Genomic DNA, 19,342 nt, shown 5'->3' on the forward strand with positions numbered 1-19,342 from the left:
GAGCCTTTTTTCATTCCTAAAACAAGGCCGCTATTGAGTGCTTATTGGCATCTACCAGACTTTGTTTTATTTTATTTCTTGTAGCGGCTGATTTATTTTGACTGAGTTTGAAGTTACCTTGCCAGTGAATTGGCGTAAGCTCTATAAAACTCAGGTGTTGATACATTGTATTGCGATGCTGCTCAGGCACTTCATCAATTTTCCACTCAGGCTCAAATGTTTTCTCAAAATGACTAGTAAGGGTTCGCATTACGAGATCTTTTTTTAGCTCATCTTTAATAATATGTACTTTTGCAGTCACTAACACCGATGCGTAAAGCCAGCTAGGCAATGTTTGATTATCCGCATAGGAGGGTGATAAATAGCAATTGTCACTATTAAAGAGTAAATTCACCTGTTTATTATCAAGCTTTGATAGTGGATTATGCTTTGCTACATGTGCAATAAACATATTTTCTAAAGAGTTGAATAACATAGGTACATGACAAATTTTATTTAATTGACTATTTGAGCAGGGCATAAAAATTGTTGCTAATGGAAAGTTATTAATAAGCGCATGCAATTGCTCGGTATTTTTTTGCATAAAGTGCTCGGGTGGGTACATTATAATTGCTCCTCAAGTCGTAGCTTTATAGCTGCCCATTGTTCGTCAATAATGCTGAATTTTGCGGTGTTGCGATATGAACCATCTTCTAGGCGTCGGTCTTTTTGGGCGATTCCTTCAAACTTAGCGCCTAAACGGGCAATTGCATTGCGTGATTGTTGATTGTGCTCATGGGTATTAAAGCTAATCCGTACTAAATTAAGTTGATTAAATGCATATCTCAGAAGTAAATATTTTGCATGCGTATTTACGTATGTTCGCTGTGCAGTGAAGCTAATAAAAGTATGGCCAATTTCAGCGCTTAAGTTGTTACTGTCTAACCTAAATAAACGGGTTGTGCCAACAACTTGCTGTGAATGTTTATCAATAATGGCAAAAACCACTTGCTCGTTTTGATTAAACTGCGCGCTATGTGTAAACCATTGCTCCAACTTAACTTGGGTTTGTGTGTAATTACTTAATACCCACTGCCAAACTTGTGGGTGTTTACCTGCTTGATATAGACCCTCGAGATGTTTGAGTTTAAGTGGCTCTAAGGCAACCTTGTTGGTTTGATGAATTTGCGTTGTGAACATTATAAGCCCCATATTTTGCTATTTATTCATAACAAATGTACGCTTTATTGGTTTATTAAAAACAACCAAAATTTAATTTTTACCTATACCAGTTTGGAAGGTGTTTATGCAGCCACTTAATATAAAGCTCACTAGCCAGAGTAAAGCTAAATACCTGCAAATAGCAGATGCACTTAGGGAGTCGATTATAAAAGGGGACATTCTCGCTGGCAGCAAACTCTGCTCTGCACGCGATATGGCACAAGCATACGGATTAAACCGTCATACAATAATGAATGCCCTACAACTTCTTGTCGCAGAAGGATGGTTGGAATCCTATGAACGATCAGGCTACAGCGTTACCAATACATTGCCTATTCAAAACAGTATAAACACAGTTCAGTCTCAAGCATTGGATCCTAAGCCGTATCGATTTGCTACCACGCTTACGGTGTCAGAACCTACAATGGACTTAAATAACTATGCTTATAACTTTGCTGGAGGCTTACCCGATTTAACACGCTTTCCCTATAAAGAATTTAAACGCTCTGTAAGTCATGTGTTTAATCATTTAGATACCAGCCAATTTCACTATGGTAATGTGGCTGGGGAGCCTAATTTAAAATCGCAAATTAGTCATTATTTACACAAAGCACGAAACCTAAAAACAGCCGATATTCTTATGTGTAATGGCTCTCAAGAAGCGCTTTTTTTAGTATCAAAAGCCTTTATTAATAAAGGCGATTATGTTGCAACCGAAACCTTAGGTTACCCGCCTGCTCGTAAAGCATTTGCAGCATGTGGCGCGCAGCTTATAGATATAAAACAAGATGATGAAGGGTTGTGTGTTGATGATTTTAAAACTCAGCTCGAACGCTATCCCATTAAACTTCTGTATTTAACGCCACTGCATCAATACCCAACGACTGTGACCTTATCACCCACCCGGCGCTTACAAATTTATCAGCTGTGTTATGCCCATAATGTGATGATTATTGAAGATGACTACGACCATGAATTTCACTACCGTTGCCAGCCTTTGCAACCCATGGCTGCCGATGACCCCGCAGGCATTGTGATATATCTATCAACGTTTTCAAAAATTATGTTTTCAGCAGCAAGGATTGGCTATATCTGTGCAGCGCCTGGGGTAATCGCACAATTAACCGCATGGAAGCAGCTAATGAACCATAAAAATGATGTGATTATGCAATTAGCTGTCGCACACTGGATGAAAGAAGGTGGTTTTGAACGCCATTTAAAGCGTATGACAAAGCTCTATAAGCAGCGCTATGAAGCGATGGGTGATTATCTAACGCAGCTGCAATTATCAGGCTATCCAATTGAATATATAAAACCCGACGGTGGCATGGCGATGTGGGTTAATTTAAATAAACCGGTGGACCAATTAAAGCAAGTACTGCAAAGTAAAGGCGTGTATGTACAGGTTGAGCCTGAATTTTACTTTAAAGACTCAGAACGCAGCTTAATACCTAAGCAACACAGTTATGTACGTTTAGGATTTGCTGGGCAATCAACTTTGGCGATGCAAGCTGGACTTGAATTGATTGCTGAACACGTTTTCAAATAAAGCTTATTTGCTTAAGCTTTCAGCATCATAAAACATCGGTTTCAATGTGCCACAATTTATAAATTTATAATTGAGCTCACCAGCAGAGGGCACTTCAGTTGAGGTGCGAAACTTTTGTAAACAGGCACCACTTAAATCAACAAACATAATATGATGATAGCTTGGTGGTTGAGTTATTTGGTGAATGTAAATACGCTCGTTATTTTTTAGCGTAACCATGTCGTACTGTTGCCATTTTGAGGCTGGGCTTAAATCAGTTAGCTCACGAGTAAATAACTGCTCGCTAAGCTCTATTAATTTATCGCTGTAAACTAAGCTACCTCCTTGTCTATAATCTCCAAGATACACATCTGCGGTAATCGCGACTTCTTCGCCTCGCATTAAGCGTTGAATATTAAACGGCTTTGATTTTACTGTAACTAACTCAGCATCACGTACTAAATCTAAAAATGGAATATCAGATACATCTACCTTGTACATAACATGCATATCAAAGGGAAGCTCAAAGCTTGGAATGTTAATGGCGTATACACTTGAGCCTTTATTAACCAATACCATGGCATGCTCTGCTTCATATTTGGGGTTTAATGGCGGAAGTTCTGGTGGCTCTTCGGCATTAGCAAGCGAGCTGGTACAAAATACAATGCTGATAAATAAAGATACGAAGTAGGGTAGCCGCATAATAACCTCAATTAATTTATAGATATAAAGTGTAGTATACATTTATAAAAAATTATCTTTAGTTAAATTTTAGTAAGGCTTAAACGTGATACACACTAAAGTTTTAGTGTGTATCAGTATATTTAGAGTTAGCTATTATTTAATTGCTTTTTTCACTTCTCGCCAGTCAATAACTTTAAAGTTTTGCGGTTGCAGTGGCATACGATTATAACCGTCTTGTACTATAAGCATGCCTTCAGGATAACCTGGTAAAGCTTTTGCTGTAACGGTTAAACCGTCAGTTTCACCTACGCCATCTATGCCTTTATCTAGGTTAGCAATCACATTAAACTTACCAGCAAAGCTTAAACTCGGCTGTGTATCATCTGATATATTGTAAAGCACATAGCTATTATCGCCTTGGCTTGATACCACTAAATAGCGCCCATCATTAGCATGATAAATTTCCATACCTTCTACATCTGCCACCAGTTGTTCATTAACACTTTGTAGCTTTACTGCTTTGTTACCAGCGGTAGGCTCTGCGCCGATATACCAAATACCTGCATCTTCTTCACCTGCAAATAATTGGCCTAGTTTATCATCAGCACTACAGCCTTCAGGTTGGCTTGGTAGGGTAAACTCTCTAACCAGTTCACCGCTTAGGTTATATTGCTCACCAGTGAGTTTATATTGCTGGAATAAACCTGATTTATCATTAACAAACACGTAATGGCCAGAATCAGACGAATACATACACATACCGTAAATCTCAGGTAGGTTAGTGGCTATTTCTGTTACATGGTTTACTTTGCTTTCTCCATCAACAGTAAATACGCTAATACTGTTAAGCGTACGGTTGCTGGCAGTGATCCACGTATGGGTTTCGTTGTTTATACCTTGATGTTGACGCACATCAACATTATTTAAACGCCCTATATTGAGCGACTGTACTTTGTTGCCAGCAAGGTCATAAACCATCAAGCCGCGGCGTTTATCTGTGCCTAAAATTAAGCTGTTTTTAGCGTCTTGCTCATTTATCCAAATTGCTGGGTCATCTGCTGCATCACCAAACGCTGCAACCGGTGTGGTTTGTGCGCTGGCATGAAGGTGAGTCATAGCAACTTTGCTATTTGAGACAGAAGTTTGCGCTGCGTAGTTAACGTTTGCTTGAATGTAAGCGCCGGTTTCATCATCAATCAAAACTAGCTGCGCTTGATTGTCATTAATAAAGCTTGCTGCAACAGACTCAATAGTGTGCTCACCTGACAGTGACCATTGGCTAAGCGTGTCTGTTTGAGCTTGGTAAGCATAAACCATACTATCGTCAGTGGCGCTGAGCCATAAAGTACCGTCTTGTGATACTGATAAAGCTCCGATTTCAGTTTTTAATTCGCCGTATGGCTGTACTAAAGCCACAGGTTGCTTATTGGCATCTGATTCTGCATCAGCATTAATGGCCCACACTCCGAGCTCTGCCTCACCCACATACAGGGTTTTTGTGTCGTCATTTACTGCACAACCTGAAGCCTCAGTGACCGCAGGAAATTCACGTACTGCGATATTTTTAGCTTGGTTAGTTGCTAAATCATATATAACCGTTTCGCTGATCAAGCCGCGAACATCCGGCACAAACGCTGATACAGTCTCGGTATTGGTGTTTTTAAATAAACACACAGCATCTGGCTGGGCTTGAGGCGGACTAATACGAGTGAGTTCATTTAGCTGCCAAGTTTGGCCATTCTTTATCAGCTTAAAAATGGCTACGTTGTCTTGGCTCTTATCAAGACTGGCTAATATAAATTGCTGCGCTGATAATTGTTTTAGTGAAATTGACTCAAAGTTACCGGCTAACAGCACTCGGCTTTTCTCGTTATCGGTAAGTAATAAGCCCTGGCTTTCGCTCGCCATTAGCCATTGATTATTACCAAGTGCAGCTGCTTGTGAGCCTTGCATGTTTTGTTGTGGGCCAAATAACTTAGCCTCAACAGCCAGCTTTGCTATTTCAGTCGTGTTTTGGGTATCGTCATTACTTGTACAACCGCCAAGCGCAGTTAAAAGCACAGCACTTGATAGTACCCCTGAAATTGTATTTAGTTTAAAGTTCATTATTTTATCCTTTACTTATCTATGTGCTTTTCAGTGCTAAAACGTACTTCACCAAGGTGATTAATCGCGCTTACTTTGAGTGTTTCACCATTGATAGAGATACTTAAAAAACCAGGTGTTGCTTCTGCGTAGCGGGTAAATTCACGTTGTTTTACAAATCGTGCTTCACTGCCACCACCAGAGACAAAGTGAGCCACCTTGCTATTTTTTGGTTGATTGTATTGCAAGTCGTGCTCGTGCCCTGCGATATAAGCGTGCACATTATGACGCTCCAAAATAGGTTCTAAAATGTCGCGAAGCCCTTGGTTACGGCCAAAGCGTTTGCCACTGGAGTAAAGTGGGTGATGACCTACCACAATTTTCCATTTTGCTTTACTGCCGGCTAGTTGGGTTTCAAGCCAATCCAATTGTGTTTGATAACTTTGCCCTTGAGTTGAGCGGTATTTTTCACGGTCTTTATATTCAGGCTGAATTGGGTTGGTATCTAAAAACACCATTAACACTTGCTCGTTGTTTTCAAGCGCAAATGTTTTACTGTAGTACCTTGCAGGTAACTGCCAACGTTGACTTTTTTCGGTGTAGTCAATTTGTGCTTGGGCATTACCCAAGTAATCGTGATTACCTAAAACAACATACCAATCTTCAAATGTGTGCGGGCCATGGTATATGTTCTCAAAGGCTGATTGCCAAAGAGGATCGTTCACACTTGCCACGCCATTTGGGTAAAAATTATCGCCGGTCGAGACAATAAAATCGGCATCGGTTTGATACATAGCAATTTCTAGCTGATGAGCGACTTCTTTTTGGTAAAAGTGGCCGTTGTGTCCCCAATCACCAATAACCATAAAGTTAAGGCTATTAGGCAACGTAGTTAACTTAGCTATTTTTTGTTGTTGGTATAGCGCATCTTTATAAACAACAGGCTCGTCTGCACTAAGCGCTGATGAGCACAGTATCGCGGCCATTATGAAAGACAATTTAAACATGTTTTAACTCCAAAAAAGCACGCGATGGTTTGCCATTACGTGCTTAAAATGACAATACGTGTGATTAGAATGCGTAACGCAGCATTACTTGAATCACAGGGCCTGCTTCTTCCGATTCAAGCTCGTACTCATCAAAGGCACGATTGTTTTGATCATCAAGCGAGTCAAACTTATTGAAAACTTCGTCTTTGCTGGCATCCAGTAAGTTTGAACCGACAAGGCGTAGAGTGATGTCATCCCAGCGCTTTTCAACGAAAAGCTCTAAATCAGCACCGTAAGAAGTTGTCACTTCTTCACCCACGAAGCGTCCGTATGCATCACCTTGGTTACGGTACGTTGCCCCAAATGATGCGCGTAGTGTTGGTAAATCTTGGATAAAGCCAACGTTATAAACATAATCCGATTGGTCATTAAATTTGCGCTTACCAAAACTGTCTTCAACTTCACTGTCGAGCCAAGAGTAATTTAAGAAGATACCTGTGTTAGGCATGTTTAAGGCGCTCAGTGGCGTTGATAAATCAAATTCAACACCTTGTACTGTGCCATCACCAGTATTTTGTGGTTGCAGTACAAATGTGCCTTCGCCTTCTGAGCCTTCAACACCGGTACTGGCAATTTCAATAAGGTCGCTAACGTCACGGTAAAATACGTTTACACCTACAACGCCACTTTTACCTAAACGGTATTCGTAACCTAAATCGATACCCCAAGATGATTCTGGTTTAAGGCTTGGGTTGCCTAAAAAGTCATTATCAGCGAGCTCTTCTTCAAGTAGGGCGGGTGTCATGTAGTCAAAGTCAGGGCGACGTAAGCTGCGAGCAACAGAGGCGCTGACTCGTCCGTTATCACTGACGCTGTAACGAAAGTGAGCCGACGGTAAGAAAAAGTCATAATCATTTTCGGCAGTAACGCCTTCATTGGTATCGGTAATACTTGAGTCAGTTGACTCCCAGCGCACCCCCATCTCCCATGAGAACACATCCGCTTCGTGCTTGATTAGCGCAAATAAATCAAAACGAGCTTCTTCAAGTTTATTAACACCGCCGTCTACTGGTTCAAATTCGTTGTTAAATTGTGCTAATGACATTGGCGTCTCGCTAAATTGAGCCCATCCAGTCAGTGTTTGCTCACTTTCATCTTCAGCGACAAAAATGGCGGTATCGCGCTCTTTGCCTTGTACAAAAGCACCAAATTGAACTTCTTTCGAGACACCTACCAGTAAGCTGTGCTGCCATTGTAATGACCACTCTTTATCATCGATATCAACGGTTTCTTCAGCTTCTTCAAACACCATTGGGAGCTCTGACGTATCAAGTTCAACCTCTTGCTCATACACTGATTCTTCAAAGCTGGCATAACCTAACTTAAATTTGCTGGTACCGCCAAGTAGTGGTAATTCATAGCCAGAATTAATGTTGTAGTTGGTTTGATCAATAAACGAAACGTTTGCGTTATCTGAGATTAAATTACCACCCTCAACGACAGAGCCTGAGGTTGCAGATGCGTCGTCGTGTTCAAAAGAGCGCTCATCTTCGGTACGGTCGGTATCAACCCACATAGCGCTAATATCAAACTTGCCGCCGTTATCAAACACCTTTTCAAAGCTGGCATTTAATGATGTGTCATCGCCATCACGGATATCAGATTGATCTTCACGGTTATCAAAATCGTCTGTTGCGTAATTAGGGTTATTTTCAGGGCTATCGCCATAACGTCTGCTTGATTTTTGTTTTGGGTTATAACGACCTTGTAAATTGGCACCTACTAGTAAACGGCCACCTGCAAACTCAGTACCGTAAACGCCCGCAAAGCTTTCTTTTAGTTCGCCGTCATCGTAACGTAAGCCACCAGCGCGAATATAACCACCGTCTAAGCTGTAGCCATCGCGAAGTACAATATTAAGTGTGCCTGCTATGGCATCGGCAGAGCGGTTGGCACTAGATGAACGAATAATTTCTACACGCTCAATTAATTCTGCTGGAATACGGTCCACAAAGAATGAACGGTCAGCACCGGCGCCCGGTACTTCTTCGCCATTAATAAGTACTTTTGTGTAAGCAGGGCTTAAGCCGCGCATACGTGCGCCGTCTGATTCAAGTACGTCAGATAAAAAAGTCACACTAGGAACACGCTTTAGCGCATCACCGGCGGTAAGTGGTTCAAAACGTTGAAAGTATTCTTGTGAATATTCAAGCGTCGGTGCTAGTTCTTGCGAGCGGTTGCGATAACCAATCTCGCCGTATACCACAAGCTCTTCAGAAACCTTTACTTCAGGTTCCCTTGGCGATGTTTGTTCCTCTGCATTCACGCTAACACTAAATTGGCTCAGTGCTAATGCCGCCACAACAGCATTTAACTTAAATTGTTTCATTGATTTGCTCCGGTTGTCCTTGGTTTGGTGAGCAAACTAAAAAAAGTTAATGACGCTAATGTGACAGTTTTACAGTTAATTCCTGACAAAACGCCAACTTAGTACTTTTTAAACAGACATTTGAGCTGTTTAAACACGGCTCCAGCGCACTAAAAATGGTTATTACTAGGTTAAATACCTAAAAACTTTAATCTCAATGTCATATCAATGAGCCAAAATGACTCTGCCTAATAAATCAGTACCGCGCTAGCATACGTAATAGTGTAAATCTTAGAAGACTTAAACAATGCGATATAACCCATTTACCAGCCATGCAAAATTAACCAACACCATAATTTTATTATTGGTTATTGCTGTAGCAATATGCGCTTACTTTGGCGAACTTAAGCAATGGCAAGAAATTGCGTGGCTCGATATTGTCGGTGAGGGCGGTATTGTGTTGATGACCCTCAGCTGGATAGTTGCGTTACTTATTTCACGCCCGCCAGGCAAAGTAACTACCTTATTAGTGTTAGGTTTAGGTTTGTTTATGTTCTCAGCCACGCTCGATTTACTCGATGAGTGGTTAAAGCAACCTTCACAATTATGGCTCACCTGGTTTGAGTCACTACCAGCGCCGTTTGGTATGTCGCTTACCAGCGCAGGGCTTTATTATTGGCATCAAGAGCAATTTGTTTTAAATCGTCAATTGCGTCGTCGTGAAGCGCATCTTCGCGAACATGAAAAAGTCTGTCCGGTAACAGGGTTATACCGAGTTAACTACTTACATTCACTCATGCAGCAACAACAAACAGAGCAGCAAGGCGGCACTTTAGGTGTTATTGATATTCGTGATTTTGCAAAGTTTAATGCGCAGTTTGGTTTTAGTGAAGGTGATAGGTTACTGCGAGAAATTAGTGATTTATTAGTAATGAATTGCCGTTTGAATGATGTGCTTTGTCGCTATGCTGGCGATTGTTTTATTGTGCTTATGCCGAATACCAGCCAAAGCCAAGCCAAAGAATTACTAGCGCAAATGAAAGCGGCGCTTAACCATTGTGCGTTTAAAGTCGCAAAAAGCAAAGGCGCACAGTTTCAGCATATTTTAACCGCCACCATGGCAATGGATTTAGCGCAAGATCCAGTGCAGCAAACCAGCCAGTTACATCAACAATTACAACAAGAAAAGGCCCTTGTAGGTGCAGCAGTATATTAGCCTAGATGATAAATACCTCAGCGCGGAGGGAATGATCACTGCGCTGGTGGAGCTTGCTCAAGGACGAGGGATCCCGCTGCATAAATTGCTGCGTGGTACGGGTATTTTTGAGCAAGATTTATATGATCTATCACAGCGGTTTAGTTTATCGCAGTTATTGGCTTTAATTAGCCAGTTTAAAGCCTTAATGAAGAGTAATGATAGTGGCTTTTTACTGGGTCATCAATTGGTTAATGACGTTAGCCCAGCAGTGCAAAGTGTGCGTTTAAGCCCCAGTTTAGGTATGGCTTTGAAGCAATTACAACAAATTAGTACCGTTATTGCCCCTTTATTATTTACCCGTAGGCATATATTTAAAGACGATTTATATCTGTACTTGCAACCGAGTATCGGTATGGACGAGTCATTAAAAAATTATTGTTTTGAAATATACAGCGCTGCGTTAATGAGCTTACTAAAACGAGTCTGTAATGTGTATCCACATTGTTATTTTGACTTTACCTGTAAACGCCCGCGGCATATTCAAGAATATGAGCAGCACTTAGGCTTACGAATACGGTTTGGACAACCCTATACCCGTTGGCACTTTAATAAACAACTACTTAAGTGCACAAACCCAGAGGCTAGTCAGCTTAGGTGGCAGCAGTGCATAGCGCAAAGTGAGTTACATAAGAATGTATCACAGTCTTTTGTTGAGGCTGTGTGCCAGCGCATTTACCGTGATAAAAACAACAGCCTTGCTAACAGTGCTGAGCATTTTGCCATGAGCTCTGCTACGTTTAAACGTAAGTTAAAACAACATGGTGTTAGCTATTCGCAATTACAAGATGAACAAAATAAACTTAAAGCACTGCATTTACTGGGGGTGTGCCAGCAAGGTAATGAACAAGTGGCTGATCGGCTTGCATTTTATGATATTCCTAACTTTCGCCGAGCATTTAAGCGTTGGACCGGCATTACGCCAAGTCAGTTAAAAATATAATTAAAAACTAGCCGCTTGCTCTATAACAATGCCATGGCGCTTTGCTAGGCGCTGATGATCTCTGTCATAGCCTCCACCAATCACAGTGGCAACAGGAGTATTATTTGCAAGGCAGCGTTTAAGCACTAAGTGATCGCGCTTTTCTATCCCTTGCCAACTAATATCCAGTTTGCCTAAGCCATCCTCTTGCCAAATATCAACGCCAGCATCGTATAAAACAAGATCCGGGTTAAGCTCGTTTAATAAAAATTGCAGCGTATCGTCAACAATACCTAAATATTCAGCGTCTTGCATATTATTAGCTAAACCAATATCTAAATCGCTAGGGGACTTTCTAAATGGGAAGTTTTTTTCACAGTGTATTGAACAGGTAAACGCATAAGGTTGATGAGCCAGCATAGCTGCGGTGCCATCGCCTTGGTGAACATCTAAATCAAAAATCAGTACGTTGGTAACTTCCCGGTTTTGAATTAACGTTTGTGCGGTAAAAGCTAAATCGTTCACCATACAAAAACCCGAGCCAAAATCACTGTGGGCATGATGAGTGCCGCCTGCTAAGTGGCACGCAAGTCCATTTTCAAGTGCTAAACGCGCGGTTTGCAGTGTTCCCAACGGAGCGGTAAATGTGCGGTTCATTAGTGCTTGTGACCAAGGCAAGCCAATACGGCGCATGGCTTTTTCATCTAGGCGGTTATGCCATAAATCGTGAATGTAGTTTTCACAATGTACTATTTCTAGCTCTTCTACACTACCATGTGGTGGTTCTGTGATATTACTGCCAGCAAGTCCAAGGGTTTTAACATGCTGGTGTAGCTGAGCAAATTTACTCATTACAAAGCGATGCTTGGGATCAAAACTAAACGAGTAGTTAGGATGATAAACTAAAGGTAGATTGGGGTTTAAACTCATATCTGCGTCGTTTAATTATTTTTGATTATGGTAATAAACTTCACGCAGTGCGTCTATTTATGTTTGGTGAATAAGCGTTTCAAGCTCGCGGTGTAATAATGTTTCATCAGCAAGGTTTAGCTCAACTAAACGCTTTAAATGCGTGATACTGTCTATATCAATACTGTGGCATTTAAGACCAATATGATTTTCTTCTATGTGACGAATAACCACCGGCATTTTTATTTCAATATCGCTTTGTGGCAAAGTAAAACGTAGTACTGCTTCGTCATTTTTGTTCCCAGTAAATGCATCGCTTTTAGTAATAAGCGCACCATGTAAAGAGATATCTAATAGAGTGCATTCATACTGGCTGCTAGCCATAACTAATTGCGCTGCAGTAGAGAACATAATACGAGAAAATTGCCGACGGTTTTGCATAATAATCTTATAAAGCTGTTATTTATAATAAGCATAGCTGGTAATGCCAAACACGCCAATTTGCTTAAAGATAAAAATAGCTCGCATAAAAAAGCCCCGCATTAAATGCAGGGCTTTTAACTTATTCACTGTGGCTGTTAGCCAATTTTTTTATACTTTATGCGCTTAGGCTGTGCAGCTTCTGCGCCAAGAGTCTTTTTAAGCCACTCTTCGTATTCAGTGTAGTTACCATCAAAGAAGTTAATTTGGCCTTCGTCGCGGTAATCTAAAATGTGTGTAGCAATACGGTCAAGGAACCAACGGTCATGCGAGATACACATTACACAACCTGGGAATTCTAAAATAGCATTCTCAAGAGCACGTAATGTTTCAACGTCCAAGTCATTAGTTGGCTCATCCAGAAGCACCACGTTGCCGCCTGCTTTTAACAGCTTAGCTAGGTGTAAACGGTTGCGCTCACCGCCAGATAAGTCTTTAACAAACTTTTGCTGATCGTTACCTTTAAAGTTAAAACGGCTAACGTAAGCACGGCTTGGGAACTCAAAGTTACCAATTTTTAGTACATCTTGGCCGTCAGAGATTTCTTGGAATACCGTTTTGCTTTCGTCCATGTTGCCACGGAACTGATCAACAGTTGCCAGTTCTACTGTTTCACCAATGCTGATATTACCGCTATCTGGCTGCTCTTCACCGCTTAACATTTTGAATAGCGTTGATTTACCTGCACCATTGGCACCAATAATACCCACAATAGCGCCCTTAGGCATGCTAAAGCTTAAGTCATCAATTAAAACGCGGTCGCCAAAGCTTTTACGTAAGTTGTTTACTTCTAATACTTGGTCACCTAAACGTGGGCCAGGTGGAATAAACAATTCGTTGGTTTCGTTACGTTTTTGGTAGTCAGACTGTTGTAGCTCGCTAAACTGTGCCATACGTGCTTTTGACTTAGCTTGACGACCTTTAGGGTTTGAACGCACCCATTCAAGTTCCTGTGCAATCGACTTTTGACGTGCTTTTTCAGATTTTTGCTCTTGTTGTAAGCGGGCATCTTTTTGCTCAAGCCAAGACGAGTAGTTACCTTCCCACGGAATACCTTCACCACGGTCAAGCTCTAAAATCCAACCTGCTACATTATCAAGGAAGTAACGGTCATGCGTTACTGCCACAACAGTGCCTTCGTAGTCATGTAAGAAGCGCTCTAACCAGGCAACCGACTCAGCATCTAAGTGGTTAGTTGGTTCATCGAGAATCAGCATGTCTGGTTTTTCAAGTAACAAACGACAAATAGCAACACGACGGCGCTCACCACCCGATAGGTGCTCAATTTTAGCATCCCACTCAGGTAAACGAAGTGCATCGGCAGCACGCTCTAATACGTTATCGATATTATGACCATCGTGCGCTTGAATAACCGCTTCTAATTCACCTTGCTCTTTAGCCAGTGCGTCAAAGTCAGCACCTTCCATTGCGTATTCGTTATACACTTCGTCAAGGCGGTTAAGGGCATGTTTTACTTCACCTACAGCTTCTTCAACAATTTCACGAACTGTTTTGCTTTCGTCCAAAACAGGCTCTTGCGGTAAGTAACCAATTTTAGTGCCTGGTTGAGGGCGAGCTTCACCTTCAAACTCTTCATCAACACCCGCCATAATGCGAAGTAGTGATGATTTACCAGAACCATTTAAACCTAGCACACCTATTTTTGCGCCTGGGAAAAAATGCAACGAAATATCTTTTAAGATAGTGCGTTTTGGTGGCACAACCTTAGATACTCGACTCATCGAGAATATAAACTTATCAGGTAAAACCATGGAAGAAGCCTTCAAATAATAATAAAAATTTCAATGCTGTATTGTAGTGGCTCACAGGTGAAACAGTCAACGAATGGCACTGTTTTAAAGTACATATTCAATTTATACAAACCGCGTGAATAAATTTCATTTAGACATCTATACATCTAGAGGTTGATATTTTTGGCGTTCTGTTCATAATGAGAGCGTATTAACTCTCGGTTTTTATGAGCAGGAGCTTTAAGAATGCCTATTACAGTAGAAGACGAATTGCCAGCTATTGCACGTTTACGTCATGAAAACGTGTTTGTAATGCCAAAAACGCGTGCAAAAACCCAAGAAATACGCCCAATGCGTTTGGCTATTCTTAATCTTATGCCTAATAAAGTAGAAACCGAAGTACAGTTTATTCGCTTGTTGGCTAACTCTCCGCTGCAAGTAAATGTTGAGCTATTGCGCCTAGATACGCACCGCAGTAGTAGCAACTCAGAGCAACACTTAGATACTTTTTATCGTTATTTCTCAGAAGTAAAAAACAACAACTACGATGCACTGTTAATTACCGGTGCACCGCTCGCACATTTAGAGTATGAAGAAGTAGCGTATTGGGAAGAGCTCAAAGTAATTATTGATTGGGCCGAGCAACATGTAACTTCTACCTTGTTTTCGTGCTGGGCTGCTCACGCGGCCTTATACCACCGTTATAATTTAAAGCGCGATTTAAAAGACAATAAACTCTGCGGGGTGTTTACCCACCAATGCTACTTTGCCCATGGTGCACTTACCCGCGGCTTTGACGATACCTTTTTAGTACCCCACTCACGCTATGGCCACATAGATATTAATAAAATAAACGCCTGTGAAGAGCTGGTGGTATTAGCGGGCTCTGAACGAGTAGGGGCGTATTTACTTAAAAATAAATCGGGCAGCCAAGTGTTTATTACCGGCCACCCCGAATACGATGCCGACAGTTTAAAAGCCGAATATGAGCGCGATTTACAAAAAAGCCCCGATGCGCCAAAGCCTGAAAACTATTTTCCTGATGACGATGCCAGCAAACAACCGTCTAAAACATGGCAAAGCCACGCGTTTTTACTGTTTTCAAACTGGTTAAATTATTACGTTTACCAAACCACACCCTATGATATTAACTTAGTTAGCCAAGACGTAAGGACTAACAACTATGCCGAATAATCCTCAAAACAATAAGCATGAACAGCTGAGTGCTGCGCTCAAACAGCGCATTTTAATTTTAGATGGTGCAATGGGAACCATGATCCAAGCGCATAAGCTTGAAGAGCAAGACTACCGTGGTGAACGTTTTAAAGATTGGCACGTGCTTATTAAAGGTAATAACGATTTATTAAGCCTAACCAAGCCTGAAATTATTACTGATATACACCGCAGCTTTTTAGCCGCCGGTGCCGATATTATCGAAACCAACACCTTTAACTCGACCACTATTTCGATGGAAGATTACGACATGGCGAGCATAAGTCGTGAAGTTAATTTAGAGTCAGCTAAGTTAGCCCGTACTGTATGTGATGAATTTAGCGCTAAAACCCCAGAAAAACCGCGCTATGTAGCGGGTGTGTTAGGGCCAACATCTAAAACCTGTTCGTTATCGCCGGATGTAAACGACCCTGGCTATCGTAATATCACCTTTGATAAGTTAGTGACTGCGTATGTGGAGTCGACTCTTGCGCTTATGGAGGGCGGTGTAGATATTATTTTAATCGAAACCATATTCGACACGCTTAATGCAAAAGCCGCCTCATTCGCGGTAGAAGAGGCGTTTGAACAAGCAGGGCGTACATTACCAGTAATGATATCAGGCACTATTACCGACGCCTCAGGCCGCACGCTTTCAGGGCAAACCACCGAAGCATTTTATAACTCTATTCGCCATATTAAGCCGCTTTCAATTGGCTTAAATTGCGCCCTAGGGCCAGATTTATTACGCCAATACGTTGAAGAGCTATCACGCGTATGCGAAACCTTTGTCTCTGTTCATCCTAACGCGGGCTTACCCAATGAGTTTGGAGAATACGATTTAGAAGCAGGCGACATGGCAAAAGAGATCATAGATTGGGGTAAATCGGGCTTTATTAATATTGTTGGCGGTTGCTGCGGCACTACGCCTGCGCACATTCGTGCCTTTGCCAAAGGGCTTGAAGGCGCAGCACCACGAAAATTACCAGAGCTTGAAGTGCGCATGCGTTTATCAGGCCTAGAAGCCTGTAACTTAAATTAAGGAGCCGCCAATGACCCAACAAATTGCAGTATTTACCAATGTCGGCGAGCGTACTAACGTAACTGGCTCGGCCATGTTTAAACGTTTGATCATGGAAGAAGACTACGAGACCGCCCTGAATGTGGCCCGCGAACAAGTAGAAAATGGCGCACAGGTTATTGATATCAACATGGACGAAGCCATGCTGGACTCAAAAGCGGCCATGGTTAAGTTTTTAAACTTAATTGCCTCAGAGCCTGATATTTCTAAAGTACCTATAATGGTCGACTCCTCAAAGTGGGAAGTTATAGAAGCAGGCTTAAAGTGTATTCAAGGCAAGGCCATTGTTAACTCCATTTCACTTAAAGAGGGTGAAGAGCCGTTTATTCGCCAAGCTAAAATTATAAAACGCTTTGGCGCCGCCGCTGTTGTGATGGCGTTTGATACCGAAGGTCAAGCCGATACCGCCGATCGTAAGTTTGAAATTTGTGAGCGCAGCTACCGTATTTTGGTCGACGAAATTGGCTTCCCGCCAGAAGACATTATATTCGACCCCAACATATTTGCCGTTGCCACCGGTATAGAAGAGCACGACAACTACGCCGTAGAATTTATTGAAGGCACCCGCCGTATTAAGCAAAATTTACCGCACTGTAAAGTGTCGGGTGGGGTGTCAAACGTATCGTTCTCGTTTAGAGGTAATAACCCAGTACGTGAAGCGATTCATTCGGTGTTTTTATACCATGCTATAAAAGCGGGTATGGATATGGGCATAGTAAACGCAGGGCAGCTTGCGGTTTACGACGATATCCCCGATGAACTTCGCAAAGCCGTAGAAGATGTAATTCTTAACACCGACCCCGGTGCTGGCGAGCGCCTTGTTGAACTTGCGCCTAAATATTCAGGCATGGCACAAGCTGAGCGGGTAGAAGATTTAGAATGGCGCACTTGGTCGGTTGAAAAACGCCTAGAGCATGCTCTAGTAAAAGGCATAACCACCTTTATAGATGAAGATACAGAAGAGTGCCGTGCTGGCGCCGATAAACCTATTCACGTGATTGAAGGGCCACTCATGGACGGCATGAACGTGGTTGGGGATTTATTTGGTGCCGGTAAAATGTTTTTACCGCAAGTGGTTAAGTCGGCCCGTGTAATGAAACGCGCGGTCGCCTACCTTGACCCATACATAGAAGCTGAAAAAGAAGAAGGCGCCACTAACGGTAAAGTGGTTATGGCCACCGTAAAAGGCGACGTGCACGACATAGGTAAAAACATCGTAGGCGTAGTACTGCAATGCAATAACTACGAAGTAATCGACCTTGGGGTAATGGTGCCAGCAGATAAAATACTGCAAACCGCGATTGACGAAAAAGCCGATATTATAGGCCTTTCGGGCTTAATTACCCCGTCGCTTGATGAAATGGTACACGTTGCCAAAGAAATGAAGCGTCGTGGCTTTGAGCTACCACTCATGATTGGTGGGGCAACCACCTCAAAAGCGCATACCGCAGTTAAAATAGAGCCGCAGTACGACAAAGGCGTAGTGTATGTAAATAACGCCAGCCGCGCCGTGGGTGTGGTGTCTAATTTATTATCAAAAGAGCATAAAGCAGAATTTTTATCTAAAACCACCGCCGAGTACGACAAAGTACGCGAACAACAAGCACGCAAAAAGCCGCGCTCAAAACCGGTTACCATACAGCGCGCCCGTGATAATGCTGCAAAGCTCGATTGGGATAACTACACCCCACCCGTGCCTAAAAAGCTGGGCGTGACTGAGTTTAAAAATGTATCAATCGCGACTTTACGCAAATACATAGACTGGACGCCGTACTTTATGACCTGGTCAATCGCCGGTAAATATCCGCGCATATTGACCGACGAAGTAGTGGGCGAACAAGCACAAAGCTTGTTTAAAGATGCCAACGATATGCTCGATGAGCTTGAAAAGTCAGGCACTTTGCAACCATTAGGTGTTATTGGTTTATTCCCAGCAAACCGTGTGGGCGATGATATAGAAATATACACCGACGAAACTCGAAAGGAGCTATTAACTACTTCGTGCCATTTGCGCCAGCAAACCGAAAAAACCGACTTTGCTAATTACTGTTTAGCCGATTACATTGCGCCAAAAGGCACACCTGATTACTTTGGCGCGTTTGCAGTAACAGGTGGCTTAGAAGAAGACGACTTAGCCAATGCGTTCGATGCCAAGCAAGATGACTACAATAAAATAATGATAAAAGCGGTTGCTGATAGGCTCGCAGAAGCCTTTGCCGAATACTTGCACGAGCAGGTGCGAAAAGAGTATTGGGGTTATGCACCCGATGAAAACCTGCCTAACGATGAGCTAATTCGCGAAAACTACCAAGGTATTCGCCCTGCACCGGGTTACCCAGCGTGCCCGGAGCATACTGAGAAAAAGAAAATTTGGCAGTTACTCGATACCGAAAAACGCATTGGTATGCAGCTCACCAGCTCATACGCCATGTGGCCAGGTGCCGCGGTATCAGGTTGGTACTTCTCACACCCACAAGCTAAATACTACGCGGTAGCAGCAGTACAGAAGGATCAGGTAGAAGACTACGCCAAGCGTACCAACATGACGCTAGAAGAAGCAGAACGTTGGTTGTCGCCTAATTTGGGGTATGAGCCGGAATAGGTGAGCGATAAGCTATCAGCAGTGAGTTTAATGATCTGACCCCGATAAAGTAGACTCGGGGTTTTATTCTGCGTACCGCGTATAATTACTAAGCTTTAGTATTTTTTTACTTATTGTAAGGCTCTTTTTAAACAAGATAACGTCTTCATAAGGTAAATAAATTTATGCATAGCAGTAGAAATCAAGCAACTTGACTGAGTCAATTTTAATGCATATAGTTGATTTGCTCATAAAATGGACAGCCTGTTTGTGAACGGTATTGGATATAATTAATGA

15 protein-coding genes are annotated in these 19,342 nt (G+C 42.2%); 6 read left to right on the forward strand and 9 right to left on the reverse strand.

Annotated elements, in window-relative coordinates; all coding sequences use genetic code 11:
• Positions 1-16: 16 nt before the first annotated feature.
• Both CWB78_RS03010 and CWB78_RS03015 read right to left on the reverse strand, forming a co-directional pair.
• Positions 17-604: an FMN-binding negative transcriptional regulator gene (locus CWB78_RS03010; protein WP_055011638.1), complete on the reverse strand. Its 588-nt coding sequence runs from the start codon at positions 602-604 to the stop codon at positions 17-19.
• The gene (locus CWB78_RS03015) at positions 604-1,179 is read right to left on the reverse strand and encodes a GNAT family N-acetyltransferase (protein ID WP_055011639.1); all 576 of its coding nucleotides are present in this window, start codon (positions 1,177-1,179) and stop codon (positions 604-606) included. Before CWB78_RS03015 ends, CWB78_RS03010 begins: the two co-directional genes overlap by 1 nt.
• A gap of 106 nt (positions 1,180-1,285) precedes the next feature.
• On the opposite strand from CWB78_RS03015, the gene pdxR reads away from it, so the two are divergent.
• Entirely contained in the window at positions 1,286-2,749 is a 1,464-nt protein-coding gene (gene pdxR / locus CWB78_RS03020; protein ID WP_138594141.1) for a MocR-like pyridoxine biosynthesis transcription factor PdxR, read from the forward strand.
• 3 nt (positions 2,750-2,752) lie between these two features.
• Here the strand turns inward: pdxR and CWB78_RS03025 are convergent, their stop codons facing one another.
• From CWB78_RS03025 to CWB78_RS03040, 4 genes are all read right to left on the reverse strand, one after another.
• The gene (locus CWB78_RS03025) at positions 2,753-3,430 is read right to left on the reverse strand and encodes a hypothetical protein (RefSeq protein ID WP_055011764.1); all 678 of its coding nucleotides are present in this window, start codon (positions 3,428-3,430) and stop codon (positions 2,753-2,755) included.
• Between the two features lie 135 nt (positions 3,431-3,565).
• A complete protein-coding gene (locus CWB78_RS03030) occupies positions 3,566-5,518 on the reverse strand; it encodes a phytase (RefSeq protein WP_138594143.1) in 1,953 nt (650 codons plus the stop codon).
• 11 nt (positions 5,519-5,529) lie between these two features.
• Complete coding sequence (locus tag CWB78_RS03035; RefSeq protein WP_138594145.1) at positions 5,530-6,504, reverse strand: metallophosphoesterase; 975 nt, start codon at positions 6,502-6,504, stop codon at positions 5,530-5,532.
• 64 nt (positions 6,505-6,568) lie between these two features.
• Positions 6,569-8,875: a TonB-dependent receptor plug domain-containing protein gene (locus CWB78_RS03040; protein WP_138594147.1), complete on the reverse strand. Its 2,307-nt coding sequence runs from the start codon at positions 8,873-8,875 to the stop codon at positions 6,569-6,571.
• 286 nt (positions 8,876-9,161) lie between these two features.
• Here CWB78_RS03040 and CWB78_RS03045 point away from each other — a divergent pair, with 286 nt between their 5' ends.
• Entirely contained in the window at positions 9,162-10,070 is a 909-nt protein-coding gene (locus CWB78_RS03045; RefSeq protein WP_010391112.1) for a GGDEF domain-containing protein, read from the forward strand.
• Positions 10,054-11,052 carry an AraC family transcriptional regulator gene (locus tag CWB78_RS03050; protein WP_138594149.1) on the forward strand — a complete coding sequence of 333 codons (999 nt, stop codon included), beginning with the start codon at positions 10,054-10,056 and terminating at the stop codon, positions 11,050-11,052. Before CWB78_RS03045 ends, CWB78_RS03050 begins: the two co-directional genes overlap by 17 nt.
• Here CWB78_RS03050 and CWB78_RS03055 read toward each other — a convergent pair whose 3' ends face one another.
• The 3 genes from CWB78_RS03055 to ettA all read right to left on the reverse strand — a co-directional run bounded on the left by CWB78_RS03055 (position 11,053) and on the right by ettA (position 14,192).
• Complete coding sequence (locus CWB78_RS03055; RefSeq protein ID WP_033104062.1) at positions 11,053-11,961, reverse strand: histone deacetylase family protein; 909 nt, start codon at positions 11,959-11,961, stop codon at positions 11,053-11,055. It lies immediately after the preceding gene.
• A 57-nt stretch (positions 11,962-12,018) separates the two neighbouring features.
• Entirely contained in the window at positions 12,019-12,381 is a 363-nt protein-coding gene (locus CWB78_RS03060) for a PilZ domain-containing protein (RefSeq protein ID WP_008111924.1), read from the reverse strand.
• A 137-nt stretch (positions 12,382-12,518) separates the two neighbouring features.
• Positions 12,519-14,192: an energy-dependent translational throttle protein EttA gene (gene ettA / locus CWB78_RS03065; RefSeq protein ID WP_008111928.1), complete on the reverse strand. Its 1,674-nt coding sequence runs from the start codon at positions 14,190-14,192 to the stop codon at positions 12,519-12,521.
• Between the two features lie 225 nt (positions 14,193-14,417).
• Here ettA and CWB78_RS03070 point away from each other — a divergent pair, with 225 nt between their 5' ends.
• From CWB78_RS03070 to metH, 3 genes are read left to right on the forward strand one after another with little or no spacing between them, the layout of a single operon-like run.
• On the forward strand, positions 14,418-15,365 hold the full coding sequence (locus CWB78_RS03070; RefSeq protein ID WP_008111930.1) for a homoserine O-succinyltransferase: 948 nt from the start codon (positions 14,418-14,420) through the stop codon (positions 15,363-15,365).
• The gene (locus tag CWB78_RS03075; RefSeq protein ID WP_138594151.1) at positions 15,355-16,425 is read left to right on the forward strand and encodes a homocysteine S-methyltransferase family protein; all 1,071 of its coding nucleotides are present in this window, start codon (positions 15,355-15,357) and stop codon (positions 16,423-16,425) included. The genes CWB78_RS03070 and CWB78_RS03075 overlap by 11 nt, the downstream gene beginning before the upstream one ends.
• Before the next feature lie 10 nt (positions 16,426-16,435).
• Positions 16,436-19,066, forward strand: a complete 2,631-nt coding sequence (gene metH, locus CWB78_RS03080; protein ID WP_138594153.1) for a methionine synthase — start codon at positions 16,436-16,438, stop codon at positions 19,064-19,066.
• The last annotated feature ends 276 nt before the right edge of the window (positions 19,067-19,342 follow it).

Source organism: Pseudoalteromonas sp. S1612, from assembly GCF_005887175.1.
Lineage (GTDB): Bacteria > Pseudomonadota > Gammaproteobacteria > Enterobacterales > Alteromonadaceae > Pseudoalteromonas > Pseudoalteromonas undina.